This is a genomic window from Streptomyces sp. NPDC046859, assembly GCF_040645135.1.
Lineage (GTDB): Bacteria > Actinomycetota > Actinomycetes > Streptomycetales > Streptomycetaceae > Streptomyces.
In genome coordinates this window covers 302,039-326,899 of the sequence record NZ_JBEYXR010000005.1, presented here as the reverse complement: position 1 = coordinate 326,899, position 24,861 = coordinate 302,039, and the positions used below count along the sequence as shown (strand labels likewise).

Sequence of the window (24,861 nt, the reverse complement as noted above, 5' to 3'; positions counted from 1 at the left end):
CATGGACGTCGAACTGCGCACGGTGCACCACAGCGACCTGCCGGTCTTCTACCGCCAGCTCAACGATCCGGAGGCCCTGCACATGGCGGCCTTCACCCCCGAGGACCCGGCCGACCGGGCCGCCTTCGACGCCCACTGGCGGCGCGTCCTGGCCTCCTCCGACGTCCCGCGCACGATCCTCGCCGACGGGGACGTGGTGGGCAGCGCCGCCGTGTACGGGGAGCCCGGCGAGCGGGAGGTGACGTACTGGGTCGACCGCGCGTACTGGGGCCGGGGCATCGCGACGGCGGCCTTGCGCCGGCTGCTCGAGGAGGTGCCCGAGCGCCCGCTGTTCGCGCGCGCGGCCGCGGACAACGAGGGCTCGCTGCGGGTGCTGCTCAAGTGCGGCTTCCGGGTGACGGCGAAGGCGCGCGGCTTCGCGCCCGCGCGGGGCGCGGAGATCGACGAGCTCGTCCTGCACCTGGAGGACTGACGCACCCGCCCGCCGGGGTCCGCCGCCCGCTCCATGAACGTCCGATGAGAAAACGGGACGCATGGAACGATCGTGCCCGATCCGTTCGTCTCTGGAAGTGGGATGAACAAGACGATCAGGCGGGCCTCCGTCTTCACGCTGCTCCTGGTGCTCGCCCTGCTGGTCAGGGCGACCTGGGTGCAGTTCTACGACGGCCGTGCCCTCGCGGACGACAAGGACAACCGGCGGAACACGATCGCGCTGTACAGCGCGCCGCTCGGCGACATCATCGTGGGCGGCAAGCCGGTCACCGGCTCGGCCCCGACGACGGGCGGTGACCTGGCGTACAAGCGGACGTACCGGGACGGCGCGCTCTACGCGGCCGTGACCGGCTACAGCTCGCAGGCGTTCGGGGCCACCCAGCTGGAGGGCGTCTACCGCGACCTGCTCGACGGCACCGACAGCCGCCTCAAGGGCGTGCTGGACACGGTGACCAACAAGCGGTCCGACCCGGGCAACGTCGTCACCACGATCGACCCCGCCGTGCAGAAGGCCGCCTACGGCGCGCTCGGCGACAAGAAGGGCGCGGCCGTCGCGATCGACCCGTCCTCGGGCCGGATCCTGGCGGTCGCCTCCACCCCGTCGTACGACCCGTCGAAGATCACCACCGGTGACGCGGACGCCTGGAAGCGGTTGACCGGCGACCCGGACAAGCCCATGACGAACCGCGCGCTGCGCCAGCCGCTGCCGCCCGGCTCGACGTTCAAGCTGGTCGTCGCCGCGGCCGCGCTGGAGGACGGCCTGTACAAGTCGGTGGACGACCCGACGGACAGCCCGGACCCGTACCCGCTGGCGCAGTCGAACAGCAAGCTGACGAACGAGAACCCCTCGGCGCCCTGCGAGGACGCCTCCATCCGCGTCGCCCTGCAGTACTCGTGCAACAACGTCTTCGCGAGCCTCGCCGTCGACCTGGGCCAGGACAAGGTCCGCGCGATGGCCGAGAAGTTCGGCTTCAACGACGACGAGCGGGACGTGGCCGTGCGGGCGTACGAGAGCGTGTACCCGACGGACATGGACGAGGCCCAGACCGCGCTGTCCGGCATCGGGCAGTTCGACGTCACCGCCACGCCGCTGCAGATGGCCATGGTGTCGGCCGCCATCGCCAACGGCGGCACGCTGGTCTCACCGCACATGGTGGCGCAGATCACCGACGGTGGTGGCGACGTCCTGGAGGACTACGACGACCGCGCGGGGAGCGAGGAGATCGTCAGCTCCCGCACCGCCGAACAGCTCCAGTCGGCGATGCGCACGGTCGTCGAGGACGGCACCGGCACCAACGCGCGCATCGCGGGCGCCACCGTCGGCGGCAAGACAGGCACCGCCCAGCACGGCGAGAAGAACAGCAAGACGCCGTACGCCTGGTTCACGTCCTACGCGAAGGCCGACGGCAAGGAGGTCGCCGTGGCGGTGCTGGTGGAGCAGTCGGACGCCGCCCGCTCCGAGGTCAGCGGCAACGGCCTGGCCGCCCCCGTGGCCCGGAAGGTGATGGAGGCGGCCCTGCGCGGCTAGGGGGTGTGCGGCGCCGTCACCGTACGCCGAGGAGCTGCTCGATCGGGTCGATGGCGAAGTACGCCAGGAACAGCGCCGAGGTGCCCCACAGCAGCCAGTGCACCTCCTTGGCCCGGCCGAGCACGATCTTGATCAGGACGTAGGCGACGAACCCCGCGCCGATGCCGTTGGTGATCGAGTACGTGAAGGGCATGACGGCGATGGTCAGGAACGCCGGGATGGCGATCTCGTACTTGTCCCACTCGATGTTCTTGACCTGCGTCATCATCAGGAAGCCCACGGCGACCAGGGCGGGGGCGGCGGCCTGGAGCGGGACGATGGTGAGCAGCGGGGTGAGGAACAGCGCGAGCGCGAAGAGGCCGCCGGTGACCAGGTTGGCGAAGCCCGTGCGGGCCCCCTCCCCCACGCCGGCCGCCGACTCGATGTAGGAGGTGGCGGAGGAGGCCGACGCCGCGCCGCCCGCGGCCGCCGCGGCACCGTCGATGAGCAGCACCCGCCCGAGGTTCGGCACCTTGCCCTGTTCGTCGAGGAGGCCGGCCTCCGCGCTGACGCCGACGACCGTGCCCATGGTGTCGAAGAAGTCCGACAGGATCAGCGTGAAGATCAGCAGGACCACGGTGAGGACGGTGGTCTCCCCGAAGGCGCCGAACAGGCTGAAGTGGCCGAGGAGGCCGAAGTCGGGGGTGTCCACCACCTGGTCGGGCCACGCGGGGGTGGTGAGGCCCCAGCTCTTCACGTCGGCCAGGGAGTCGATGATCATCGCGACGATCGTCATGGTGACGATGCTGATCAGGATGGCGCCCTTCACCTTGCGGGCGAGCAGGGCGATCGTCAGCAGGACGCCGACGCAGAACACCAGGATCGGCCAGCCGCCGAGGGAGCCGGTGCCACCGAGCTGGACCGGCACGGTGGTGTTCGCGGCGTCCGGGATACGGCTGACGAAGCCGGCGTCGACGAAGCCGATGAACGCGATGAACAGGCCGATCCCGACACTGATCGCCTGCTTGAGCGGCTGCGGGATGGCGTGCATGACGGCCTCGCGCAGCCCGGTGACGACGAGCCCGCAGATCAGCAGGCCCTCCAGCACGATCAGCCCCATCGCGTCGTCCCAGGACATGAGCGGTGCGATCTGGAAGGCGACGACGGCGTTGAGGCCGAGACCGGCGGCGAGCGCGAGAGGCAGGTTGCCGCCGACGCCCATGATGACGGTCATGACCGCGGCGACCAGGGCGGTGGCGGTGGTGAGCTGGACGGGGTCGAGCTGGTGGCCGAACTTGTCCTTGGCACTGCCCAGGATGATGGGGTTCAGGACAAGGATGTAGGCCATCGTGAAGAAGGTGGCGAAGCCGCCGCGTATCTCCCGGGGCAGGGTGGACCCGCGCTCGGATATCCGGAAGAAACGGTCGAGGCTGCTCACGCCCGGTTCGGGGGCTCTGGACCGGTCGTCCACCTTCTGCGCTTCTGACATGGCGTCACTCCTCGTCGCCCGAAGGATCACTGTGCGAATGCTGGCTGGATTGTTCCCCCGCCGTGGGGGTTTCAGGTTTTCGCCGTGTTACGGAAGGGCATCGGCGGAAGACCTCCCGCGCGTCCGCGGCCGTCGAGGCAACCGAACTCCGGTTCCCGTCATCTGACTTCATGGAGCGACCCCCACACGCCCCGGGACCTGCCGGCCTGAGCCCCCCTCGGCCGGCAGCGCCGAACGCCCCGCCGGTGACGACCGGCGGGGCGTTCGCTCTTTCATCGGGGCGCCGAGGGGTCGCGGCAGAGCCGGGCGCCCAGGGCGGGCGAGCCGGTGGAAGCCGCGCGGCGCCTCGCCGCCGACCCGGCCGCGGGTCACGGGGAAGCCGTACGGGATGGCGCGGGCGGTCGTGGGGGCGGCCGTTCCCTAAGACGGCGGTGGCCCGCCCGAAGACGTGGTCGACCCCGCCCTCGGCGTGGCAGTGCGCGACGTACTGCCGGGCGGGGGCGTCGAGGGCGCGGGAGCCGGCGTTCAGGGTGTCCTGGTGGCCGAGGAAGCGGCAGCGATGCAAGGCGCGGCGGGCGCCCCGCACCTTGGTGGGTGACCGGGGCGGGCCGCGACCGCTCCCCTACCGGGCCGCGCTCCAGCCGGGGTTCCGCCCGCTCAGGCCCACCGCCCGGTCCAGCAGGGGCGCCTCGTCCGGCACCGGGACGACGGGACCGAAGATGCCGTCCCCACCCTGGCCGTTCTCGTCGGCGGCGGCCCGCAGGAACTCGTAGGAGACCCGCACCGCCGCGGGGTCGGGGTCGTACGGCTGCCCGGTGGCGCGGGCCAGGTCCCAGCCGTGGATCACCAGTTCGTCCACGGCGACCGCGCCCGCGACGGCGCCCGGCATGTCGATGCCTCCCGCCCGGGTCGTCCCGGTCCACGGGCCGGGGGCCCGCCACACCTCGGCGAGCTCGTCGAGGACCTTGGGCAGTTCCTCGCGCCAGCCGGGCCCGATGTCCGGCACGGCGGACTCCGGGCTGGTGTCGGTCGTGGCGCCCAGGTCCTTGCGGCCGGCGTCGCGGAAGGCGACGGACAGGCCGAGCAGGTGGCCCAGCAGATGACGGACGGCGAGGTCCGGGCAGGGCGTCGGTGCCGCGAGCTGGTCGTCCCGGACGGCCAGCGCGAGACGGGCGACGGCGCGCGCCTGCGGTCCGAGGTCGAGAGTGGTGTCCGTCATGAGCCGGCTCCTCACGGATCGATCGTGTGAAGGGTGGACCGGTCTCGGGGCCGGAACTCATCGGTGCCGGCCCCGCGAGGTCGGCGCGCCGTGGGGGCGGCCGCCCGCGCCGGGTCCCCGGCCCGCTTCCCCGTTCCCCGCAGCCAGGCCCACAGCTCGCGCGGGGTCCTGCCGCCCGCGAAGCACCACAGGGCGATCACCGGGTCGCAGATCGCGCAGCCCAGCGAGGAGGTGTGGGCGAACGGGATGATCGGGTTGCCCTTGAGGTGGTGGACGGCGTCCCACGCGGTGTGGAGCAGCCAGGCGACGCCCACGAACGTCCAGGAGTCCAGTCCCCGGTACGCGACCCAGGTGGCCACCGCCGTGAACGCGAACTCCCAGCCGCCCAGCCCGCCGCCGCTCAGGTAGGCGGCTCCCGCGCCGGCCACCATGACGGCGTTGAAGCGGCGCCGGTGCGGCTCCCGGATGAGGGACATCAGGAGGACGTGGACGAGACCGACGCCGATCGGTGCGACGTACTGCATGTGAAGTGCCTTTTCCCATGGACCACGTGGACGGGCCACCACGCTAGGTCGGGGTCCCGGGCCGCCCCAGGGGGAGAACCGTCAGGTTCCGGCGGATTCCCGCCGGGTGGCGGCCCGCCCCGGTGGTCACTTCGGCTCGGCGTCGAACCGGGCCGTCGACCAGCGGTGGCCGAGCACCGCGAGGCCCAGGCACCAGGCCACGGCCAGCCAGCCGTGGTGACCGATGCCGGTGCCGAGGAGCAGCCCCCGCAGGGTCTCGATGGCCGGGGTGAACGGCTGGTACTCGGCGATCGGCCGGAACCAGCCCGGCATCGCGTCGAGGGGGACGAACGCGCTGGACAGCAGCGGCAGCAGGATCAGCGGCAGCGCGTTGTTGCTGGCGGCCTCGGCGTTCGGGCTGATCAGGCCCATGCCGACCGCGATCCAGGTCAGCGCGGTGGCGAAGAGCACGAGCAGCCCGAACGCGGCGACCCACTCCAGGACGGTGGCGTCGGTGGAGCGGAAGCCGATGGCCACGCCCACCGCGCCGACGACGACCACACTGGCCACCGACTGGATCACACTGCCGACGACGTGCCCGACGATCACGGAGCCGCGGTGGATCGCCATGGTGCGGAAGCGGGCGATGATCCCCTCGGTCATGTCGTTGGAGACGGAGACCGCGGTGCCGACCGTGGTGCTGCCGATGGTCATGAGCAGGATGCCGGGCACGATGTACGCGACGTACGCGGAGCGGTCGGCGGTACCGCCGCCGATGCCGGCGCTCATCGTGTCGCCGAAGACGTAGACGAAGAGCAGCAACAGCATGACCGGCGTGAGCAGCAGGTTCAGCGTGAGGGACGGATAGCGCCGGGCGTGCAGCAGGTTGCGGCGCAGCATGGTCGAGGAGTCGCGTACGGCGAGGGAGAGGGTGCTCATCGGGCGTTCTCCTTGGGTTGTCCGGGGATGACGGCGTCGCCGGTCAGGGCGAAGAAGACGTCGTCGAGGTCGGGGGTGTGCACGGTCAGCTCGTCGGCCTCGATGCCGAGGGAGTCGAGCCGGCCGAGGAGCGCGTGCAGTTCGCGCTGGCTGCCGCCGCTCGGGATCTGCAGCGCGAGGGCGTCGTCGTCCCGGTGGACCTCGCGCAGCGCGGCGCAGGCGCCCCGGTAGGCGGCCGGGTCGGTGAAGCGGAGCCTGACGTGGCCGCCGGGGACCAGCCGCTTGAGTTCGTCGGCGGTCCCCTCGGCCGCGACCGTGCCGTCGTTCAGCACGGCGATGCGGTCGGCGAGTTCGTCGGCCTCCTCCAGGTACTGGGTGGTGAGGAAGACGGTGACGCCGTCGGCGACCAGTTCGCGGATGATCTGCCACATGGAGTGCCGCGAGCGCGGGTCGAGACCGGTGGTCGGCTCGTCGAGGAAGATGATCCTCGGGTCGCCGACCAGCGTCATGGCGATGTCCAGGCGCCGCTTCATGCCGCCCGAGTAGGTGGAGGCGGGCTTGCCGGCCGCCTCGGTGAGGTCGAAGCGCTCCAGCAGTTCGGCGGCGGTCCGCCGGCCCTCCCGCTGGGAGAGGTGGTGCAGGTCGGCCATGAGGAGCATGTTCTCCTCGCCGGTGATCAGGCCGTCGACGGCGGAGAACTGCCCGGTGACGCCTATGGCGGCGCGTACGGCCTGGGGGTCGGCGGCGAGGTCGTGGCCGCCGACCCGGATCGGGCCGCTGCCGGGTCCGGGCGGGATGAGGGTGGACAGGATCTTGACGGCGGTGGTCTTCCCGGCGCCGTTGGGTCCGAGCAGGGAGAAGATCGTTCCCTGGGGGACGTTCAGGTCGATGCCGTCGAGGACGGTCGTGTCGCCGTAGGACTTGCGCAGGTCGTGCGCGGTGATGGCCGCGTCGGTCATGGGTGGGTTCCCCCCTGTGTGGTCCGGGTGTGTGGTGTCAGAGGCTGCGGGCGGTGATGTCGCCGTAGCCAGTGGTGGCGTGGATCTGGAGGGCGGCGCCGGCGCCGTCGGTGTTCCTCAGGCTGTTGTGGACGCGGCCGTAGGCGGTGCCGGCGTCGAGCGAGGCGGAGACGTCGCGGGCGGCGCCGACGGTGACGGCGCCGTGCCCGGTGCGCAGGGTGACCTGGCCGCCGACGGCCTCGGCGACGTCGATGTCGCCCTTCTGGGTGCTGATCTCGGCGCCGCCGCGCAGCCGGCCGACCGTGATGTCGCCGGCCTGGACGCTGAGACGGGCGCTGTCGGCCTCGTCGACCTTGACGGTGGCCTGGGCGCCCTCGAAGGCGAGGTCGCCGAGACGTCCGACGCCGCGGAGTTCGGCGAGGGCGGCCTTGGCGTCGACGCGGGAGCCGGCGGGGAGCTGGACGGTCACCTCGACGGAGCCGGGGTCGCGCAGGGTACCGGCGCCGGTCAGCGGGGCGGCGGTGACGTTGAGGACGCCGTCGGCGCAGGTGACGTCGATCCGCTCGGCGGCCTTGACGTCGCGGCCGCGGGCCGCGTCGGCGGGCCGCACCTCGACGGTGACGTCGTCGCGGTCACCGGCGATGAGCTGGAGACGGCCGGCGGGGACGTCGACGACGAGGGCGATCGGGGCGGGGGCGTCGAACGTGTGCATGGTGCTCTCCTCGGATTGTGTCTCGCTGTTTCCAACACTCGAAACGCTACGTTGCATTCACGGACTGGGCAACATACTTGTTGCGTCAGAACTCAGTAATGGCAGGTCAGTTGCGTGATTTCGTTGCAACGACACTGACTGCAATGCAACGGAAAGAGCTCCGTTCGTTGCAATGGAGCGGACCTGAACGCTACGCTGACGCCCTGTACGCACGAAGGAGGAGGACGCGATGCCGGGAGGCAGGCTCACCCAGCAGGAACGTCAGCGGATCGCCCTGGGGCTGGCGGACGGGCTGGCCTACGCGGAGATCGCGAGGAGCCTCGACCGGCCGACGTCGACGATCACCCGTGAGGTCATGCGCAACGGCGGTCCCACCGGGTACCGCGCGGACCTCGCCCACCGCGCGGCGGAGCGCCGGGCGCACCGGCGCAGGTCGGCCTCGTCGCCGGGCCCGGCGTCCGGGCCGCTGCCGTACGGGCGGGACGCGGACGCCGTCGCCGAGTACGAGGAGCGGTTCACCACCGTGATGATGGGGTCGGGCCTGGCCAAGTCGATGTCGCGGGTGATGGTCTGTCTCCTCACCAGCGACACCGGCAGCATGACGGCGGCCGAACTCGCCGGACGCCTGCAGATCAGCCCGGCGACCGTCTCGAAGTCGATCGCCTTTCTGGAGAGCCAGTCCCTGGTGCGCCGGGAGCGCGACGAACGCCGGCGCGAGCGGTACGTCATCGACGACGACCTCTGGTACCAGTCGATGGTCGCCAGTGCCCGCTCCCTGGAGGAGCAGGTGGAGCTGGCCCGTGAGGGGGTGGACGTGCTCGGTCCCGGCACCCCGGCGGCCGTCCGGCTGGAGAACATCGGCCGCTTCCTGCAGTTCGTGGCCGAGAGCCTCGTCCGCGCCGCCGAGCAGGCCCGCGAGGTCCTCCACACGAGATCCGACGCGGCCGCGGGGGACGACGAAGGCTGACCCGGCGCGCGCTCCGAGGCGGTTGCCCGATGCCCGCGCCCCTGCCTCAGCCGCACGGGGGGCGGGCATGAAGCGCACCGTTCCCCGGCCCCTGCCCCGCGGCCTGCGGCGTCGCGACGCCCGCCTCTGCCCGCTCGCCCTGCGGGCGCCCGCCGCCGCCGGGCCCGTCCTCGGCACCCTGGCCGAAACGGTCCGCCGCAGGCCGCCGCTGATCGGCCTGAACCTGCTCCTGGCGGCCCTCCCGCGTCAGAGCGCGGCGAGCCCCTCCCGTACTGCCGACAAGTCGTCGTCCGACGCCAACCCGGCGTGGTAGAGCCGCAGTTCCGTGGCGCCCAGGTCCCGCGCGCGGGCCGCGTCCGCGGCGAGCGTGCCGGGGCTGCCGCCCATCCCGGAGACCACCTGGAGGTTGGCGGCGAGGACCGCCCCGGCGCGGCCCTGTTCCGCGAACGGGGTGAGCGGCCGCGGGCCGCCCACGCAGGGCACGACGACGCCGTCCGCGACGGAGAGGATGTGCGCGGGGTCGACACCGGCGTCGGCGCCGCAGTGGTAGGTGACCGGGTCGGCGTGCAGCAGCACCTGGAACCCGGCGGGGGCGGCCCGCCGGACCGCTTCGACCGCGGCCTCCTGGAGGGTGCGGGCGGTCGCGTCCCGCCACGCGCGCGTGGCCGCCGCGTACTCCTCGCCGAGCAGCTTCTCGACGCCGGCCCAGCCCTCGTCGGCGGCGCTGCCGCGCCACAGCGGTTCGAGGGCGGCGCGCACGGCGGCGGCCAGCGCACCCGCGTCGGCGCCCTGTGCCTCGTAGCCCTGTGCGCAGTCCGGGCAGAAGCAGAGGGACATCAGGTACTGCCCGGCGTCCCCGAGCGCGACCCCGGCGGTCTTGTCGTGGGCGTGCAGATGCCGGAACCCGTACCAGCCGAGCGACTCCAGCTCGGTGCCGCGTGCCCCGGGCCGTACGGCGGCCTCGGCGGCGAGGTCGACGAGGTACGCGCGCGTGGCGGGCTGCGCGATGCACGGGGCCCACGGGTAGCGGTCGCCGTAGGCGTTGACGACCGAGGTGGCCGGATGCTCGGCGCCCAGCCGGGAGTTGTGCGCGAGCACCACCCAGGTGTGCACCTCCAGACCGGCGGCCGCGAGCGCGGCGGCCGCCTCGCCGAAGGCGTCGCCGGGCGCCCAGTCGCCCGCCGGGTACGGGCGCGGCGCACGGCCCTCCCAGCGGGCGCCGGCCGGGTAGAGCACGGCGGCGTGGTCCGCTGTCACGACGCGGTGGCGGGGGTGGCGCGGGGTGAGGGCACGGGTGGAGTGGTAGGCCGAGGCGAGGGTCGCCTGCCGCACGCCGAGCCCGGCGATCCGCCCCGGAGCCTCCGGGTCCCCGTTGACGTCCCAGGGGTAGACGAACGCCGATGCCTTCACCGGGTCCCCTCCGCGTCCGGGTCCAGCAGGAGGTGGCCGCGCTCGATCAGCTGCGCGAGCTGTTTGACGTGGTCCTCGGCGGGTTCGTGCAGCGGGGGCCGCACCTCCCCCACGTCCAGGCCCCGCAGCCGTACACCGGCCTTGACGAGGGCGACGGCGTATCCCGGCCCCTGGGCGCGCAGTTCCACGAACGGACGGTAGAAGCCGTCCAGGAGGCGGCCCACGGTGTCCTCGTCGCCGTCGTGCAGGGCCCGGTAGAAGGCGAGGGCGATCTCGGGGGCGAAGCAGAACACGGCGGAGGAGTAGAGGGTGACGCCGAGCGCGCGATAGGCGAGCTGGGTCTGCTCGGCGGTCGGCAGGCCGTTGAAGTAGAGGAAGTCGCCGGGCGCCTCGGAGCGGACGGCGCTGACGGTCCGCTGCATGAGGTCGAGGTCGCCGAGACCGTCCTTGAGGCCGATGATCCCGTCCGTACGGGCCAGTTCGACGACCGTGTCCGGGGTGAACACGGCGTTGTCGCGCTGGTAGACGACGACGGGGAGCGCGGTCGCGGCGGCGAGCGCGCGATAGTGCCGCAGCAGCCCCTCCTGCCCGGCGGCGACGAGGTACGGCGGCATGGCGAGCAGCCCGTCGGCGCCCGCGTCCTCGGCGAGCCCCGCGTAGCGCGCGGCGAGGGCGGTGCCGTAACCGGTTCCGGCGACGACCGGCACCCGGCCGTCGGTGGCCTCCACGGCGGCCCGGACGCACGCCTGGAACTCCTCGGGGGTGAGCGCGTGGAACTCCCCGGTCCCGCAGCAGGCGAAGACGGCGGCGGCCCCGGCGTCGACGCCGCGCCGGACATGCGTGCGGTAGGTGTCGAGGTCGACCGATCCATCGGGGCCGTAGGCGGTGACGGGGAAGAACAGCGGCCCGCCGGGAAGGCTCAGGCGTACGGCGAGAGGGGCTGACGTCACGGGCTCTCCCTAGAACAGGCGCTCACGTTTCTGATCCACGTCCATATTCTTGAACGACGTCAGCCTAAGGAGCGCCGTCGAGGCCGGTCAAGCGCTCCTCCGGGCGGACCGGCGGCGAATCGGCCCCCTTCGCGGGAGACTTGACGCCACCGGCGACGGCTCCTTAGCGTGTCCACGCATGTGAATACCATCCAAGCATGCGGCCTGTGATCCCTGCCCGATCCCGACCGCGCAGAGCCGAGCCCAGGAGCCCCGAGGATGCCCGCACCCCGCACCGTTCTGCTCACCGGCGCCGCCGGCGGCCTCGGCACCCTGATGCGCGGCCTGCTCCCGGCGTACGGCTACGACCTGCGGCTGCTCGACATGCGCCCCGTCGAGGGCGAACCCGGCGCGATCGTCGCCGACCTCGCCGACCGGGAGGCGCTGCGCGAGGCCGTGCGGGGCGTCGACGCGGTGGTCCACCTCGCCGGCATCTCCCTGGAAGCCCCGTTCGAGAAGATCCTCCGGGCGAACATCCAGGGCACCTACCACCTCTACGAGGCCGCCCGCGAGGAGGGCGTCGGACGGATCGTCTTCGCCTCCTCCAACCACGCCGTCGGCTTCACCCCCCGCCCCCTGGGCGGCGACCCCCTGATCCCCGTCGACACCCCGCGCCGCCCGGACACCTTCTACGGCCTGTCCAAGTGCTTCGGCGAGGACCTGGCCCAGCTCTACTGGGACAAGTACGGCCTGGAGACGGTGTCCGTGCGCATCGGCTCCTGCTTCCCCGAGCCCACCAGCGTGCGCATGCTGTCGGTGTGGATGAGCCCCGCCGACGGCGCGCGCCTCTTCCACGCGGCCCTGACCGCGCCGGACGTCGGGCACACCGTCGTGCACGGCTCCTCCGCCAACACCCGCCTGTGGTGGGACCTCGGCAGCGCCCGCGCCCTCGGCTACGAGCCGCAGGACGACTCCGAGCCGTACGCGCGGAAACTGATCGCCGAGCAGGGCGAGCTCGACCCGGAGAACATCGCGCACGCCCACCTGGGCGGCCACTTCGTCAGCGACCCGCCGATCTGGCCGTACTGACCGGAACGCGTGGCCGGAAAACGGCGGGCGGGCACCGAACGGGCCCGCCCGCCGCCGCTTTCGGGCACCGGCCGCGCCCGATCCCACGCCGCCGCGCACAACCTCGCAGGTCCGAGACGGGCACCCTGCACCGTGAACGGGCCCATACGGGCAGCATCGGGCGCGCAACAGAGCTGGTCAGGCCCGCACACCCGCTGTAGAACTTTCCCCCAAGGACGCCTCCGGGCCCGAACGGGCACCGGCCGGACCCCTCCGGAGGCGAACGAGCCAGACCATCAGCGGCGAAGGGCACGTACCGGCATGAGCACGAGAACGGCCGAGGACCGCCAGCGCGAGATCGTGCTGGCCGCACGGCGCGACGGCTCCGTGGACGTCACGGCGCTCGCCGCCGAGCTGGGCGTGGCCAAGGAGACCGTACGCCGGGACCTGCGGGTCCTGGAGGACCACGGGCTGCTCCGCCGCACCCATGGCGGCGCCTACCCCGTGGAGAGCGCCGGCTTCGAGACGACGCTCGCCTTCCGCGCCACCAGCCATGTGCCCGAGAAGCGCCGGATCGCGGCCGCCGCGGCCGACCAGCTCGGGGACGCCGAGACGGTCTTCGTCGACGAGGGCTTCACCCCGCAGCTCATCGCCGAGGCCCTGCCCACCGACCGGCCGCTCACCGTGGTCACCGCGTCCCTGCCGGTCGCCGGCGCCCTCGCCGGGTCCGAGCACGCCTCCGTGCTCCTGCTCGGCGGGCGGGTCCGGTCCGGCACCCTCGCCACGGTCGACCACTGGACCACCAAGATGCTGGCCGGCTTCGTCATCGACCTGGCGTACATCGGCGCCAACGGCATCTCCCGCGAACACGGCCTCACCACGCCGGACCCGGCGGTCAGCGAGGTCAAGGCACAGGCCATCCGTGCCGCGCGCCGCACCGTGTTCGCGGGCGTGCACACCAAGTTCGGGGCGGTCAGCTTCTGCCGGTTCGCGGACATCGGCGCACTGGAGACGATCGTCACGAGCACCCTGCTCCCGTCCACCGAGGCACACCGCTACGCGCTCATGGGGCCGCAGGTCATCCGCGTCTGACGCGGCCTCCACTCCCCACGGGGCGCCGCCACACCATCGGCCGCCCCTTATCTCCCCATAAGTCCCTTACGTCCAGGAGCGATCCATGCGAACCCAGAGCCGACGACGGCCACCGCGAGCCACGCTCGCCGCGGCCGCCGCAGGGACGCTGCTCGCCCCGCTGCTCTCCGGCTGCTGGACCGGAGCGGGCGGGGCCGGCTCCGGGGGCGACGCCATCAACGTCCTGATGGTCAACAACCCCCAGATGACCGAGCTGCAGAAGCTCGCACCGCGCTTCACCCAGGAGACCGGCATCAAGGTCAACTTCACCGTGCTCCCCGAGAACGACGTCCGCGACAAGATCAGCCAGGATTTCGCCAACCAGGCCGGCCAGTACGACGTCGCCACGCTCTCCAACTACGAGATACCCATCTACGCCCGCAACGGCTGGCTGAAGGAGATGGACTCCTTCGTCGCCGAGGACCCCGGCTACGACGAGCAGGACGTCCTCACACCGATGCGCGAGTCCCTCACCGGTGACGACGGGAAGCTGTACGGCCAGCCCTTCTACGGCGAGTCGTCCTTCCTGATGTACCGCAAGGACGTCTTCGAGAAGGCGGGCCTGACGATGCCCGCGCACCCCACCTGGCAGCAGGTGGCCGAGTTCGCGGCGAAGACGGACGGCGCCGAACCGGGCATGAAGGGCATCTGCCTGCGCGGGCTGCCGGGCTGGGGCGAGGTCATGGCCCCGCTGACGACGGTCGTGAACACCTTCGGCGGCACCTGGTTCGACAAGGACTGGAACGCGCGGCTGGACTCCCCCGAGTGGAAGAAGGCGACGAAGTTCTATGTCGACCTGGTGCGTGAGCACGGCGAGTCCGGCGCGGCCCAGTCCGGCTTCGCCGAGTGCCTGAACAACATGACCCAGGGCAAGGTCGCCATGTGGTACGACGCCACCTCGGCGGCCGGTTCCCTGGAGGCGGCGAAGTCCCCGGTCAAGGGCAAGGTCGGCTACGCCCCGGCGCCCGTGGAGAAGACCGAGTCCTCCGGCTGGCTCTACACCTGGGCGTGGGGCATCCAGGACGCCTCCCGCAACCCCGACAAGGCGTGGAAGTTCGTCTCCTGGGCGTCGGGCAAGCGGTACGAGCAGCTGGTCGGCGACGAGTTCGGCTGGTCCAACGTCCCGGCGGGCAAGCGTGCCTCCACCTACGCGAACCCGGACTACCGCGCGGAGGCGGCCGCCTTCCAGGAGATGACGAAGGAGTCCATCGAGGGCGCCCGTCCGAAGGACCCCGGTGTGCAGCCGCGGCCCGCGCCCGGCATCCAGTTCGTCGGCATCCCCGAGTTCACCGACCTCGGCACCAAGGTCTCCCAGGAGATCAGCGCGGCCATCGCCGGACGCCAGTCCGTCGAGTCGGCCCTGAGGAAGTCCCAGCAGCTCGCCGAGAAGATCTCCGAGGAGTACGAGGGGCGATGACAGCGACCACCACGGCCCCCGTGGCCACGCCATCCGTACGCACCACCCGTCCGCCCTCCGCCCGGCTGCGCAACTGGGCGACCAGGGCCCCGTTGCTGCCCGCGCTGGTCTTCATGATCGTGGTGACCCAGCTGCCGTTCGTGGCGACGCTGGTCATCTCGTTCTTCGACTGGAACTCCCTCTACCCGGACGCCCGGCACTTCGCCGGCCTGGAGAACTACCAGGAGGTCCTCACCGACGCCGACCTGCGCCACTCGGTGTGGACGACCGTGCTGCTCACCGTCGCTGTGGTGCTGGCCAGCCTCGTCCTCGGCCTGGTGCTCGCCCTGCTGCTCGACCGCAGGTTCAAGGGCCGCGGCGTGGTCCGCACCCTGCTGATCGCCCCGTTCCTGGTCGTGCCCGTCGCCGCCGCACTGCTCTGGAAGCATGTGCTCTACAACCCCGAATACGGTCTGTTCAATGGGCTGTTGCACTATGTGGGCGGCCCACAGCCGGACTGGATCTCCACCACTCCGCTGCTTGCGGTGGAGGCCTCGCTGGTCTGGCAGTGGACGCCGTTCATGATGCTGATCCTGCTGGCCGGCCTGCAGAGCCGCGACCACGAGCAGATCGAGGCGGCCCGCGTCGACGGCGCGAGCGACTGGCAGATCTTCCGCCACCTCACGCTGCCGCATCTGCGCCGCTACCTCGAACTCGGCGCCCTGCTCGGCTCGATCTACATCGTCCAGAACTTCGACGCGGTCTTCACGATCACGTCCGGCGGCCTGGGCACCGCCAACCTCCCCTACACCGTCTACCAGAGCTTCTACCAGGCCCATGAGAACGGCCTCGCCTCGGCCGCGGGCGTCCTGGTGGTCATCGGCTCGATCATCATCGCCACCTTCGCGCTGCGCGTGGTGTCGTCCCTGTTCCGCGAGGAGGTGTCACGCGCATGAGCGCCGTGGCCGTACGACTTCGCAGCCGCCGCAAGGGAACGGGCCTCGGCCTGGTGGCCTGGCTGCTCGGGATCGCGTTCTTCCTGCCGATCGCCTGGATGGCGCTGACGTCCTTCCACTCCGAGCAGGACGCGGCGACCAACCCGCCGTCCTTCGCGGCGTCCCTGACCCTGGACGGCTACCGGGAGTTCTTCGGCGCGGGCGGCGGTGCCAGCCCCTGGCCGGCGCTGATCAACTCGGCGGTGGCGTCGCTCGTCTCGACGCTGTTCGTCCTGGCGCTCGCCCTTCCGGCGGCCTACGCGCTGTCGATCCGGCGGGTGCGGAAGTGGACGGACGTCCTGTTCTTCTTCCTGTCGACGAAGATGCTGCCGGCCGTGGCGGGCCTCCTGCCGCTGTACCTGTTCGCGAAGAACACCGGCATGCTCGACAACATCTGGCTGCTGGTCATCCTCTACACCTCCATGAACCTGCCGATCGCGGTGTGGATGATGCAGTCCTTCCTCGCCGAGATCCCCGTCGCGGTGATCGAGGCGGCCCGGGTGGACGGGGCGAAACTGCCGACGATCCTCACCCGGGTGGTGGCCCCCATCGCCCTGCCGGGCATCGCCGCGACCGCCCTGATCTGCTTCATCTTCAGCTGGAACGAACTGCTCTTCGCCCGGGTGCTGACCGGCGTCGTCGCCGAGACCGCGCCCGTCTTCCTGACCGGCTTCATCACCAGCCAGGGCCTGTTCCTGGCCAAGGTGTGCGCCGCGTCGCTCGTCATCTCCCTGCCGGTGCTCGCCGCGGGTTTCGCCGCCCAGGACAAGCTGGTCCAGGGCCTGTCGTTGGGAGCCGTGAAATGAAGGCCGCCGTCATCGAGTCCGTGGGCAAGGCCGTCGTCGCCGAGGTCCCCGACCCGACGCCCGGCCCGCGCGAGGTCGTCGTCGAGGTCGCCGCGTGCGGCCTGTGCGGCACCGACCTGCACATCCTCCAGGGTGAGTTCGCGCCCAAGCTGCCGATCGTGCCCGGTCACGAGTTCGCGGGCGAGGTCGTCGGGGTCGGCTCCCAGGTCACCGAGGTGTCCGTGGGCGACCGGGTCGCCGTCGACCCGTCCCTGTACTGCTACGAGTGCCGCTACTGCCGTACCGGCCACAACAACCTGTGCGAGCGGTGGGCGGCGATCGGCGTCACCACGGCCGGCGGCGCCGCGCAGTTCGCGGTGGCGCCGGTGGCGAACTGCGTCAGGCTGCCCGAGCACGTGCGCACGCAGGACGCGGCCCTCATCGAGCCGCTGTCCTGCGCGGTGCGCGGCTACGACGTGCTCCAGTCCCGCCTCGGCGCCCATGTGCTGATCTACGGCTCCGGGACGATGGGCCTGATGATGCTGGAGCTGGCCAAGCGGACCGGCGCGGCGAGCGTCGACATGGTGGACCTCAACCCGACGCGCCTGGAGACCGCCCGCCGCCTCGGCGTCTCGGCGTCCGCGGCCACCCCCGACGAACTGGACCGCCCGCAGGGCTGGGACCTGGTCGTCGACGCGACCGGCAACGCGGCGGCGATCCAGGACGGCCTCGGGCGGGTCGCCAAGGCGGGGACGTTCCTGCAGTTCGGAGTCGCCGACTACGCGACCCGGGTGGAGATCGACCCGTACCGGATCTACAACCAGGAGATCACCATCACGGGCTCCATGGCGGTCCTGCACAGCTACGAACGCGCGGCGGAACTCTTCGCCAACGGCGTCCTCGACCCGGACGTCTTCATCAGCGACCGCCTCCCGCTGGACCAGTACCCCCAGGCACTGGACCAGTTCGCGTCGGGCGTGGGCCGCAAGATCGTGGTGGTGCCGTAGGGTCCCGCTCCTCGAACGGAAGGGCAGGTGCGGCGGGGGCGGGCTCCCGGGGTGAAAACCCTTGGGCGTCCGGGCCCCCGCGCCCGTACCGTCCCCGGCATGGCCAGACCGAGCGGCTTCGCGTACGAGGCCCGTTCCGACGGAACCGTCCGCATCACCCACCACGCCCGCCGCGCCACCGTCCTGCGGGGCGACCGGGCCGCCCGCTTCCTCGGCGAGGTCACCGCCACCGACCCGCAGCGAGTCATGGCCCGCTGGACCGGCGACTACCGCCGCGGCAACGAACGCACCGCGCGCGCCCACCCCCGCAACCAGGGCTGAAGAGCTCAGCCCGGCCGGCGTTCCGGGACGAGGCCCGTCCAGGGCCGGAGCGGGGGGCCGGGGGCGGCCGCCAGGGGAGACCGGCCCTGGCGAGGGCGGCGGGGGCGAGACGAAGTACCGATTGGCCCTGGGTAAGGGAACGGTAAAACGGCCTCGCTCGTTGACCCGGCATGACAGCTATGACCCCCGGCTCGAACATCCCTCTCCCCACCGCGCGCGTGACGGTGGACGTCGCCGCCCCGGTGCGGCTCGACGTATCGGGCCTGCTGCTCACCGCCGACGGCAAGGTGCGCTCCGACGACGACTTCATCTTCTACAACCAGCCGGCCGGCCCGGGCGTGACCTACCGCTCCGGCGGCGGCACCTCCCCGGACTCGATCACGGTCGACACCTCGGCCGTGCCCCCCGGCATCGAGAAGATCGTCGTCACCGCCAGCCCGGACGCGGCCGGCCAGACCTTCCGGGGCGTCGAGCCCACGGCCACCCTCCGCGGCGCGGACGACCAAGGCGTCCTGGCCACCTTCACTCCCCCGCAGCTCGGCGACGAGACCGCGCTGGTGGTCATGGAGATCTACCTGCGCAACGGGCAGTGGAAGGCGCGCGCGGTCGGCCAGGGCTACGCGAACGGCCTGGCGGGCATCGCCACCGACTTCGGCGTCACCGTGGAGGAACCGGCCCCGGCCGCCCCCGCCGCCCCGCCGCAGCCGGCCGCCACCCAGCCGCCCGTCACCCCTCCGGCCCCGCCCGTGAGCGCGCCGGCCGCTCCCCCGGCCCCTCCGGCACCGCCCGCCCCGCCCGCGCCCGGCAGCGGGAAGATCAACCTCGACAAGGGCCGGGTCAGCCTCCAGAAGAACCAGACCGTCTCCCTGATGAAGGGCGGCCAGCCGCTCCTCACGCAGGTCAAGATGGGCCTCGGCTGGGAGCCGGCGTACCGCGGCAAGGACATCGACCTCGACGCCTCCGTCATCGCCTTCGGCCCCCAGCGCAACCACATCGACAGCTGCTACTTCGGCAAGCTCCAGATCGTGAACGGCGCGATCCGCCACTCCGGGGACAACCTCACGGGTGAGGGCGCCGGGGACGACGAGGTCATCACCGTCGACCTCGGGCGCCTCCCCATGGAGGTCACCGGACTGGTCTTCACGGTCAACTCGTTCTCCGGCCAGAAGTTCACCGAGGTCGCCAAGGCCTACTGCCGGCTGATCGACGCGCTGACCGGCGAGGAGCTGGTCCGTTTCGACCTCACCGACGCCGCGCCGCAGACCGGAGTGATGATGGCGAAGCTCATCCGCCAGTTCTCCGGCGAGTGGGAGATGACGGCGATGGGCGAGTTCGTGAAGTCCCGCACCGTCCGCGGCATGGTGAAGCCCGCCGCCCAGGCGCTGTAGCGGCGGATACGGCGGTGGGGCGCTCCCCTGCGTCCGGGGCGCGCCCCACCGTTGCGAAGGCGTCCCGACGGATCTAGAACAGCGCGCTGTACGCGTTGAGCGCCGGCTGCCCGCCGAGGTGGGCGTACAGAACCGTGGAGTCCGGGCCGATCTCCCCGCGCCGGACCAGGTCGATCATGCCCGCCATCGACTTCCCCTCGTAGACCGGGTCGGTGACCATGCCCTCGGTGCGCGCGGCCAGCCGCATGGCGTCCAGGGTGGCCTCGTCCGGTACGCCGTACGTGCCCGCGTGGTAGCGCTCGTCGAGCTCGACGTCCCCCTCGGTCAGTTCCCGTCCGACGCCGATGAGCCGGCCCGTGCGGTCCGCGATCCGGGCGATCTGCTCACGGGTCCCGGCCGGCTTCGCGGAGGCGTCGATCCCGACGACCCGGCGCGGACGGCCGCCCGCCTCCTCCAGCGCCGCGAACCCGGCGACCATGCCGGCCTGCGGGGAGCCGGTCACCGAGCAGACGACGACCGTGTCGAAGAAGACACCCGACTCCCGCTCCTGCTCGGCGACCTCGTACGCCCACCCGGCGAAGCCCAGCCCGCCCAGTGGATGGTCGGAGGCGCCGGCCGGGATGGCGTACGGCCTGCCACCGGACTCCGCCACCTCCCGCAGTGCCTGCTCCCAGCTCTCCTTGAAGCCGATGCCGAACCCGGCGCGCACAAGGCGTACGTCGGCACCGGCGAGACGGCTGAGGAGGATGTTGCCGACCTTGTCGTAGACGGCGTCGGGCCAGTCGACCCAGCTCTCCTGCACCAGCACGCACTTGAGTCCGGCCCGGGCGGCCACGGCCGCGACCTGCCGGGTGTGGTTGGACTGCACGCCGCCGATCGAGACCAGCGGGTCGCAGCCCTGGGCGAGCGCGTCGGCGACCAGGTACTCGAGCTTGCGGGTCTTGTTGCCGCCGTAGGCGATACCGGAGTTGCAGTCCTCGCGCTTGGCCCACAGCGAGGCGCCGCCGAGGTGGGCGGTCAGCCGCTCCAGCGGGTGCACGGGGGACGGGCCGAAGAGGAGGGGGTACCGCTCGTAGGAGGAGAGGGACGGGGACATGGGGCGCCTCCAGGGGAAGGGGGTCGGTCGTCCTCGGTGTCAGCCGGAGCCGGAACCGGCGGGTGGCTCCCCGCCGGCCAGGTCCGCGAGGGTGCGCCAGATCTCCGCGGTGACGCGGACGGCGGAGTCCACGTCACCGGCTGCGCACGCCTCGATCAACCGGTCGTGCAGCCCGGCCGAGCGGCAGGTGCCGCCCTCCGCGAACCGCCGTCGCTCCAGGCGCCGGATGAGCGGGGTGTAGCGGGCGACGGTCGCCGCGGCCGCGCGGTTGCCGCTCACCCGGACCAGGACGTCGTGCAGGGCGTCGTCGGCCCGCAGGGCGAGGTCCACCTCGCCGTCCGCGACGGCGGCGGCGAACCGCTCGTTCGCGGCGCGCATGGCGTCCACGTCCGCGCCGGTCAGCCGGGGCACGGCGACCCGGGTGACCAGTTCGTGCATCGCGCCGACGACAGCGGCCGCGTCGCGGACGTCGGAGGCCACGAGCGGGGTGACCCGGGTGTAGCTCTGCGGTTTGCTCTCCAGGAGTCCCTCGTCCACGAGCCGGGAGAACGCCTCGCGCACCGGCGCCCGGGACAGCCCGAGCCGCTCGGCGAGGTCGGCGTCGCGCACCACCGCGCCGGGCTCGATCTCCCCGGCCACGATGGCGTCCCGGATCGCCTCGTACGCCCGGTCCCGCAGCAGGGTCCGGCCGACGGGCCGTATGGCCTCCATGAACTGAAATGTTAGATGTCAGTCTTCCGCCCGGACAAGGGTGCGGCCCGCACCCCTTGCGGGAAGTGCGGGCCGGGCCCTGCCCCTCGCGCCCGGCTCAGGCCGCCCAGGGCCAGTCCGCGTCCCGGGCGCTCTCCAGCAGCGGCACCATCCGGAACGCGGCGTCCGACAGTCCGCCGAACGTGTGCCGGTTCCCCGTGCCCGACGGGCCGTGGCCCGCCCGGTGGCCGGCGAGGTTCCAGGTGTAGACCGGCACCTCGGCGGGGATCTGCTCGGTCGGTCCGCCGTGACGGCTGGCGGCGTACTGCTCGTCGGTGACGATCAGCACCCGGTCGTGCCCGCGGTAGTGGGTGCGGACGGCCGCGGTGGTGTCGGTGCCGCCCAGGTCGCCGAAGCGGCCGAGGATCTTCAGCACCGACTCTCCCGTGCGGAAGGGCACCGGCGCGCTGGTGGAGCCGAACTCCACCAGGTCGGCCTTCCGGGCGCGCAGCGCCAGCGCGGTGCCGAAGATCGCCGCCGCGTCGGCCCGGTTCAGCTCGGACCGGTCCGACAGCCGCGACCAGAACATCGAGCCCGAGCGGTCGACGAGGATCAGCGTCCGTCCCGGCAGAGCGGGCACGTTGGCCAGCGAGTGGCCGAGCGCCTGCTCCAGCGGGTACGCCCAGCGCAGCGAGGGCGCGTGCCGGTACGCGGCGAGGTAGCGGAACGGGAACTGCCGCGACCGGGCGACCTCCGCCGGGTCGCTGATCCGGGCGGCGACCCGGGCCGCCACCTCGTCGCTGACACCGGCCTCGTCGAAGTTGCGCAGGTTGCGCACCAGCGCCATCACGCCCATGGACGGGATCACGGCCTCCCAGGCCGCCTTGTCCATGGGGCCCTGGAGCCAGCCCGCCAGGGCCTCCCAGGTCATCCCGGCCGCCGCCAGCCGCTCGGCGCCGCCCTCGGAGGTGAGGACCGCGCGGCGCTCCTCGACCGGCACCGCCATGAGCGCGCGGTGCGCGGTGAGCACGGCGGCCGACTCCGGCGGCACGGCCGTCTCCGGGTGGTGCCGCCGGTCGAGCGCGTACCGGAACAGCTCGCCCTGCCACGGCTTCGCCGGGTCGGGCGCCGCGTGGGTCAGGTTGAGGATGTCGCCGAAGCGGTAGCCCCTGGACGCCGTGTCGTACTTCAGCAGCGACTTCCCGCTGTACAGACGCCGTACGGCGTCGGCGACGCCGCGCTTGACGGGCTTGGGCACGCTCCGGCCGTATGTCGCCGTCCAGTAGGCCAGCAGCTCGCCGGGCTCGTCGGGGCGTCGCAGCACCGAGTCGACGACCCGCCGGTTCGCCGGGCCCCCGGTGGCGCCGGCGTCGAGCCGCGCCTTCACGTACTCGGCGGCGCCCACCAGGGCGGCCGTACGGAGGTTGCCCTCGGTGCGCAGCCAGCCGAGCAGGCCGGCCGTCCACTCCGGGTCGCCGACGGCGAGCTCGCGCACGAGCGCGGCGAACCGGTCGTCGCGCTCCGCGCCGCTCTCGTAGAAGGTGCGCTGCGAGACGAAGTTGCCGACCGCGAGCAGGAACAGCTCGGAGCGCGCGTCACGCTCGTGTCCGCGGCCGCCCTCGTAGGTGCGCAGGACGCGGCCGGTCGACGTCACCCGCGAGGTGGGCCGCGCCTTGGCGGCCCGGGTGTTGAATCGCGCCATGATGGAATTCCCCCTCTTTCTCTGCTGCCTTCGCAAGGGAAGGCGCGGCAGAAGGAGGGTGCCCGAGGACGAATTCGGCTGCGGTCCTTTTCAACTGGCGCGTCTTCCGTTCCGCCACACCGGCCCTGGGCCGATGACGGGATTCGAACCCGCACGGGGGATGCCCCCCACCAGTTCCCCGAAGTATCCGCCGCCTGCGCACCGGGCACCCACCATGAGCTGCGCCTCCCGAGATCAGTGTGGCCGCGGTCGTGCATTCTTTTGGGAGAAGAAGTAACCGCGGCCGGCGCACCGGGAGGTGCGTCGAGTTGTGGTGTCCAGAGATCGAAGTCGGCGGAACCGACAAGGTGCTCTCACCCCTGAGCTACACCGGCGCGTTGTGCCGGCGGCGGGACTCGAACCCGCGACCGCCCCATTATCAGTGGAAGTAGGTCCTGCCTTCGCACCTGGACGTTCATCACTGTAGGGAGTGGCCGCGGGAAGCGGCGAGCGATTTAATTCCGGCCGCCTGGTCTCCGCGAAAGAACGCACGCGGAATGACGGCCCGTCAGCCTCCGTGCTGCGAGCGCGCCTTGAACGCCGCCTTACGGGCTTCCTTCGCCACCTTCTTGTCCGGGTGCAGCCGGCCCATCGCCTCCAGCACGTCCGCCGCGGCCGGGTGCCCGACCCGCCACACCTTGTCGAAGAACCCGCTGTGCTGGGCGGCCAGGCCCTCCACCAGCGCCCGCAGTTCCTCCGAGTTGCCCTCGGCCGCCAGTTGCGCGGCGAGGGTGTCGATGGTCAGCCAGAACACCAGCTCCTGGGTGGGCGCCGGGACGTCGGTGAAGCCGGCCTCGGTCAGCCACACCCGGGCGAGCCCGCCCAGTTCCGCGTCGTCGAGGACCTCCCGCAGCGCGGGCTCCGCCTCGGCGCCCACCAGCGACAGCGCCTGCTGGCAGCGCAGCCGGCGCAGCGGCGCACCCTCGTCCAGGCCCTTGGCGGCGGACAGCAACTCCCGGGCCGCGGGCAGCGGTTCACGGCGGGCCAGCCACTGCTCCGTCTCGGCGCGCGCGGCGGTCTGCGGATAGCCGGCGGTGCCGTCGAGGAGCGCCTCGGCACCCTTGTCGGCGAGGTCCCCGACCGCGGGCGCGTCGAAGCCGGCCTCCAGGAACCGCGCGCGCAGCCCGTACAGCCCGAGCGGCGTGAGCCGGACCATGCCGTAGCGCGAGACGTCGGTGTCGTCGACGCCGGCAACCGGTTCCTCGGCGCTGTCGGCGTCCGTGAGCAGCGCCTCGTCGACCGGCTGGTACGTGACCAGTCCGGCCGGCTCCAGCAGCCGGAACTGGTCGTCCAGGCGCATCATCGCGTCGGACACCTGCTCCAGCACGTCGTTGGTGGGTTCGCTCATGTCGCCGGGGACGATCACGGACGCGGCGAGGGCGGGCAGCGGCACGTAGCCGCCCCGCGGACCGCCCTCGCTCACCGTGAGCAGGTACAGGTTGCCGAGGACCCCGTCGAGGAACTCCGCCTCGGCCTCCGGGTCCCAGTCGAGGGAGGACAGGTCGACCTCTCCCCCGGCCTCCATGGCCGCGACCAGGCCGTCCAGGTCGGGCACGCTCGCGTCGGCGAGCGCCGTCTCCAGTGCGGCGAGCCACACCGCGAGGACGTCCTGCGGGGTGCCGCGGGTCAGCAGGTCCAGGTCGGCGCCGGCGGCGACCGCGCCGGCCTCCTCGTCGACGACGTCGACCAGTCCGGTGTCGACGGCCACCCGCCACGCCTCGCTCGTGTGGGCGGCGGCGTCGTCGCCGGTGAGGCCGAGCACCTCGGCGGCGGCGGGCAGTTGCTCGTCGACGAGTCCGCCGCCCGCGTCGACCCGGGTGTCAGGACCGGCCCAGCGGGCCAGCCGGGCGGCGCGGGAGAGCAACGGCGTGGACAGCGCGTCCCGCGCCAGCTCCGCTTCTTGGTGCAGCCGTACCGGCGGCAGGGAGGAGCTGTCTGACATCGGCTGGTTCTCCTAGGGCTTGCGCGGCCGTACCCGTCACGGCTCAGCCGCTCAGCCTAGACGGATTTCCACCCATGCCGCCCGGTTCATCTCACCGCCGGGCGGCGTACATGGCCGAAACCTTGACAAGTGGCATGACCAGCAACGAGATTACGCGCGTAGAAACTTGGCGGAC

At 72.3% G+C, this 24,861-nt stretch carries 24 protein-coding genes and 1 pseudogene; 12 read left to right on the top strand and 13 right to left on the bottom strand.

What is annotated here, in order from left to right; translation table 11 throughout:
• Position 1: 1 nt before the first annotated feature.
• The gene (locus ABZ899_RS09805; RefSeq protein WP_361343309.1) at positions 2–472 is read left to right on the top strand and encodes a GNAT family N-acetyltransferase; all 471 of its coding nucleotides are present in this window, start codon (positions 2–4) and stop codon (positions 470–472) included.
• A 102-nt stretch (positions 473–574) separates the two neighbouring features.
• Positions 575–2,020 carry a penicillin-binding transpeptidase domain-containing protein gene (locus tag ABZ899_RS09800; RefSeq protein ID WP_361343307.1) on the top strand — a complete coding sequence of 482 codons (1,446 nt, stop codon included), beginning with the start codon at positions 575–577 and terminating at the stop codon, positions 2,018–2,020.
• A 16-nt stretch (positions 2,021–2,036) separates the two neighbouring features.
• Here the strand turns inward: ABZ899_RS09800 and ABZ899_RS09795 are convergent, their stop codons facing one another.
• The 7 genes and pseudogenes from ABZ899_RS09795 to ABZ899_RS09765 all read right to left on the bottom strand — a co-directional run bounded on the left by ABZ899_RS09795 (position 2,037) and on the right by ABZ899_RS09765 (position 7,820).
• Complete coding sequence (locus ABZ899_RS09795; protein ID WP_361343304.1) at positions 2,037–3,488, bottom strand: NCS2 family permease; 1,452 nt, start codon at positions 3,486–3,488, stop codon at positions 2,037–2,039.
• Between the two features lie 300 nt (positions 3,489–3,788).
• Positions 3,789–4,077, bottom strand: a pseudogene (locus ABZ899_RS09790) (pectinesterase family protein); the annotation flags it as partial.
• 33 nt (positions 4,078–4,110) lie between these two features.
• Positions 4,111–4,707, bottom strand: a complete 597-nt coding sequence (locus tag ABZ899_RS09785; RefSeq protein WP_361343301.1) for a TIGR03086 family metal-binding protein — start codon at positions 4,705–4,707, stop codon at positions 4,111–4,113.
• An 11-nt stretch (positions 4,708–4,718) separates the two neighbouring features.
• Positions 4,719–5,231: a DUF6010 family protein gene (locus ABZ899_RS09780; RefSeq protein WP_361343300.1), complete on the bottom strand. Its 513-nt coding sequence runs from the start codon at positions 5,229–5,231 to the stop codon at positions 4,719–4,721.
• 126 nt (positions 5,232–5,357) lie between these two features.
• Complete coding sequence (locus ABZ899_RS09775) at positions 5,358–6,149, bottom strand: ABC transporter permease (protein WP_361343297.1); 792 nt, start codon at positions 6,147–6,149, stop codon at positions 5,358–5,360.
• On the bottom strand, positions 6,146–7,108 hold the full coding sequence (locus ABZ899_RS09770) for an ATP-binding cassette domain-containing protein (RefSeq protein WP_361343294.1): 963 nt from the start codon (positions 7,106–7,108) through the stop codon (positions 6,146–6,148). The genes ABZ899_RS09775 and ABZ899_RS09770 overlap by 4 nt, the downstream gene beginning before the upstream one ends.
• A 37-nt stretch (positions 7,109–7,145) precedes the next feature.
• Entirely contained in the window at positions 7,146–7,820 is a 675-nt protein-coding gene (locus ABZ899_RS09765; protein WP_361343291.1) for a DUF4097 family beta strand repeat-containing protein, read from the bottom strand.
• Positions 7,821–8,049: 229 nt separating this feature from the next.
• Between ABZ899_RS09765 and ABZ899_RS09760 the strand changes: the two genes are divergently transcribed.
• The gene (locus ABZ899_RS09760; protein ID WP_361343289.1) at positions 8,050–8,787 is read left to right on the top strand and encodes a helix-turn-helix domain-containing protein; all 738 of its coding nucleotides are present in this window, start codon (positions 8,050–8,052) and stop codon (positions 8,785–8,787) included.
• A 67-nt stretch (positions 8,788–8,854) separates the two neighbouring features.
• A complete protein-coding gene (locus tag ABZ899_RS09755; protein WP_361343286.1) occupies positions 8,855–9,100 on the top strand; it encodes a hypothetical protein in 246 nt (81 codons plus the stop codon).
• Here the strand turns inward: ABZ899_RS09755 and ABZ899_RS09750 are convergent.
• Together ABZ899_RS09750 and ABZ899_RS09745 are read right to left on the bottom strand one after the other, a co-directional pair.
• Entirely contained in the window at positions 9,034–10,197 is a 1,164-nt protein-coding gene (locus ABZ899_RS09750; RefSeq protein ID WP_361343283.1) for a hypothetical protein, read from the bottom strand. The genes ABZ899_RS09755 and ABZ899_RS09750 overlap by 67 nt on opposite strands.
• The gene (locus ABZ899_RS09745; RefSeq protein WP_361343280.1) at positions 10,194–11,147 is read right to left on the bottom strand and encodes a 5-dehydro-4-deoxyglucarate dehydratase; all 954 of its coding nucleotides are present in this window, start codon (positions 11,145–11,147) and stop codon (positions 10,194–10,196) included. The genes ABZ899_RS09750 and ABZ899_RS09745 overlap by 4 nt, the downstream gene beginning before the upstream one ends.
• Before the next feature lie 258 nt (positions 11,148–11,405).
• On the opposite strand from ABZ899_RS09745, the gene ABZ899_RS09740 reads away from it, so the two are divergent.
• The 8 genes from ABZ899_RS09740 to ABZ899_RS09705 all read left to right on the top strand — a co-directional run bounded on the left by ABZ899_RS09740 (position 11,406) and on the right by ABZ899_RS09705 (position 19,217).
• A complete protein-coding gene (locus tag ABZ899_RS09740) occupies positions 11,406–12,215 on the top strand; it encodes an NAD(P)-dependent oxidoreductase (RefSeq protein WP_361343278.1) in 810 nt (269 codons plus the stop codon).
• 300 nt (positions 12,216–12,515) lie between these two features.
• The gene (locus tag ABZ899_RS09735; RefSeq protein WP_361343275.1) at positions 12,516–13,286 is read left to right on the top strand and encodes a DeoR/GlpR family DNA-binding transcription regulator; all 771 of its coding nucleotides are present in this window, start codon (positions 12,516–12,518) and stop codon (positions 13,284–13,286) included.
• An 85-nt stretch (positions 13,287–13,371) separates the two neighbouring features.
• The gene (locus ABZ899_RS09730) at positions 13,372–14,742 is read left to right on the top strand and encodes a sugar ABC transporter substrate-binding protein (RefSeq protein WP_361343272.1); all 1,371 of its coding nucleotides are present in this window, start codon (positions 13,372–13,374) and stop codon (positions 14,740–14,742) included.
• Entirely contained in the window at positions 14,739–15,677 is a 939-nt protein-coding gene (locus tag ABZ899_RS09725; RefSeq protein WP_361343269.1) for a sugar ABC transporter permease, read from the top strand. The genes ABZ899_RS09730 and ABZ899_RS09725 overlap by 4 nt, the downstream gene beginning before the upstream one ends.
• Positions 15,674–16,522, top strand: coding sequence for a carbohydrate ABC transporter permease (locus ABZ899_RS09720; protein WP_361343267.1), 849 nt, complete (start codon positions 15,674–15,676; stop codon positions 16,520–16,522). The genes ABZ899_RS09725 and ABZ899_RS09720 overlap by 4 nt, the downstream gene beginning before the upstream one ends.
• Positions 16,519–17,508 carry a zinc-dependent alcohol dehydrogenase family protein gene (locus tag ABZ899_RS09715; protein WP_361343264.1) on the top strand — a complete coding sequence of 330 codons (990 nt, stop codon included), beginning with the start codon at positions 16,519–16,521 and terminating at the stop codon, positions 17,506–17,508. The genes ABZ899_RS09720 and ABZ899_RS09715 overlap by 4 nt, the downstream gene beginning before the upstream one ends.
• Before the next feature lie 99 nt (positions 17,509–17,607).
• A complete protein-coding gene (locus tag ABZ899_RS09710) occupies positions 17,608–17,829 on the top strand; it encodes a hypothetical protein (RefSeq protein ID WP_361343262.1) in 222 nt (73 codons plus the stop codon).
• Positions 17,830–18,008: 179 nt separating this feature from the next.
• On the top strand, positions 18,009–19,217 hold the full coding sequence (locus tag ABZ899_RS09705; RefSeq protein WP_361343581.1) for a TerD family protein: 1,209 nt from the start codon (positions 18,009–18,011) through the stop codon (positions 19,215–19,217).
• Between the two features lie 73 nt (positions 19,218–19,290).
• Here the strand turns inward: ABZ899_RS09705 and ABZ899_RS09700 are convergent, their stop codons facing one another.
• The 4 genes from ABZ899_RS09700 to ABZ899_RS09685 form a co-directional block, all read right to left on the bottom strand.
• A complete protein-coding gene (locus ABZ899_RS09700) occupies positions 19,291–20,313 on the bottom strand; it encodes a 1-aminocyclopropane-1-carboxylate deaminase (RefSeq protein ID WP_361343259.1) in 1,023 nt (340 codons plus the stop codon).
• Between the two features lie 39 nt (positions 20,314–20,352).
• Entirely contained in the window at positions 20,353–21,024 is a 672-nt protein-coding gene (locus ABZ899_RS09695) for a GntR family transcriptional regulator (RefSeq protein ID WP_361343257.1), read from the bottom strand.
• 97 nt (positions 21,025–21,121) lie between these two features.
• Positions 21,122–22,705 carry a TROVE domain-containing protein gene (locus ABZ899_RS09690; RefSeq protein ID WP_361343252.1) on the bottom strand — a complete coding sequence of 528 codons (1,584 nt, stop codon included), beginning with the start codon at positions 22,703–22,705 and terminating at the stop codon, positions 21,122–21,124.
• 547 nt (positions 22,706–23,252) lie between these two features.
• Entirely contained in the window at positions 23,253–24,686 is a 1,434-nt protein-coding gene (locus ABZ899_RS09685) for a hypothetical protein (protein WP_361343249.1), read from the bottom strand.
• Positions 24,687–24,861: the final 175 nt, after the last annotated feature.

Coding starts and splice junctions, on each gene's coding strand:
- ABZ899_RS09805 (WP_361343309.1), top strand. CDS start 2: ATGGACGTCGAACTGCGCACGGTGCACCACAGCGACCTGCCGGTCTTC.
- ABZ899_RS09800 (WP_361343307.1), top strand. CDS start 575: ATGAACAAGACGATCAGGCGGGCCTCCGTCTTCACGCTGCTCCTGGTG.
- ABZ899_RS09795 (WP_361343304.1), bottom strand. CDS start 3,488: ATGTCAGAAGCGCAGAAGGTGGACGACCGGTCCAGAGCCCCCGAACCG.
- ABZ899_RS09785 (WP_361343301.1), bottom strand. CDS start 4,707: ATGACGGACACCACTCTCGACCTCGGACCGCAGGCGCGCGCCGTCGCC.
- ABZ899_RS09780 (WP_361343300.1), bottom strand. CDS start 5,231: ATGCAGTACGTCGCACCGATCGGCGTCGGTCTCGTCCACGTCCTCCTG.
- ABZ899_RS09775 (WP_361343297.1), bottom strand. CDS start 6,149: ATGAGCACCCTCTCCCTCGCCGTACGCGACTCCTCGACCATGCTGCGC.
- ABZ899_RS09770 (WP_361343294.1), bottom strand. CDS start 7,108: ATGACCGACGCGGCCATCACCGCGCACGACCTGCGCAAGTCCTACGGC.
- ABZ899_RS09765 (WP_361343291.1), bottom strand. CDS start 7,820: ATGCACACGTTCGACGCCCCCGCCCCGATCGCCCTCGTCGTCGACGTC.
- ABZ899_RS09760 (WP_361343289.1), top strand. CDS start 8,050: ATGCCGGGAGGCAGGCTCACCCAGCAGGAACGTCAGCGGATCGCCCTG.
- ABZ899_RS09755 (WP_361343286.1), top strand. CDS start 8,855: ATGAAGCGCACCGTTCCCCGGCCCCTGCCCCGCGGCCTGCGGCGTCGC.
- ABZ899_RS09740 (WP_361343278.1), top strand. CDS start 11,406: ATGCCCGCACCCCGCACCGTTCTGCTCACCGGCGCCGCCGGCGGCCTC.
- ABZ899_RS09735 (WP_361343275.1), top strand. CDS start 12,516: ATGAGCACGAGAACGGCCGAGGACCGCCAGCGCGAGATCGTGCTGGCC.
- ABZ899_RS09730 (WP_361343272.1), top strand. CDS start 13,372: ATGCGAACCCAGAGCCGACGACGGCCACCGCGAGCCACGCTCGCCGCG.
- ABZ899_RS09725 (WP_361343269.1), top strand. CDS start 14,739: ATGACAGCGACCACCACGGCCCCCGTGGCCACGCCATCCGTACGCACC.
- ABZ899_RS09720 (WP_361343267.1), top strand. CDS start 15,674: ATGAGCGCCGTGGCCGTACGACTTCGCAGCCGCCGCAAGGGAACGGGC.
- ABZ899_RS09715 (WP_361343264.1), top strand. CDS start 16,519: ATGAAGGCCGCCGTCATCGAGTCCGTGGGCAAGGCCGTCGTCGCCGAG.
- ABZ899_RS09710 (WP_361343262.1), top strand. CDS start 17,608: ATGGCCAGACCGAGCGGCTTCGCGTACGAGGCCCGTTCCGACGGAACC.
- ABZ899_RS09705 (WP_361343581.1), top strand. CDS start 18,009: ATGACCCCCGGCTCGAACATCCCTCTCCCCACCGCGCGCGTGACGGTG.
- ABZ899_RS09700 (WP_361343259.1), bottom strand. CDS start 20,313: ATGTCCCCGTCCCTCTCCTCCTACGAGCGGTACCCCCTCCTCTTCGGC.
- ABZ899_RS09695 (WP_361343257.1), bottom strand. CDS start 21,024: ATGGAGGCCATACGGCCCGTCGGCCGGACCCTGCTGCGGGACCGGGCG.
- ABZ899_RS09690 (WP_361343252.1), bottom strand. CDS start 22,705: ATGGCGCGATTCAACACCCGGGCCGCCAAGGCGCGGCCCACCTCGCGG.
- ABZ899_RS09685 (WP_361343249.1), bottom strand. CDS start 24,686: ATGTCAGACAGCTCCTCCCTGCCGCCGGTACGGCTGCACCAAGAAGCG.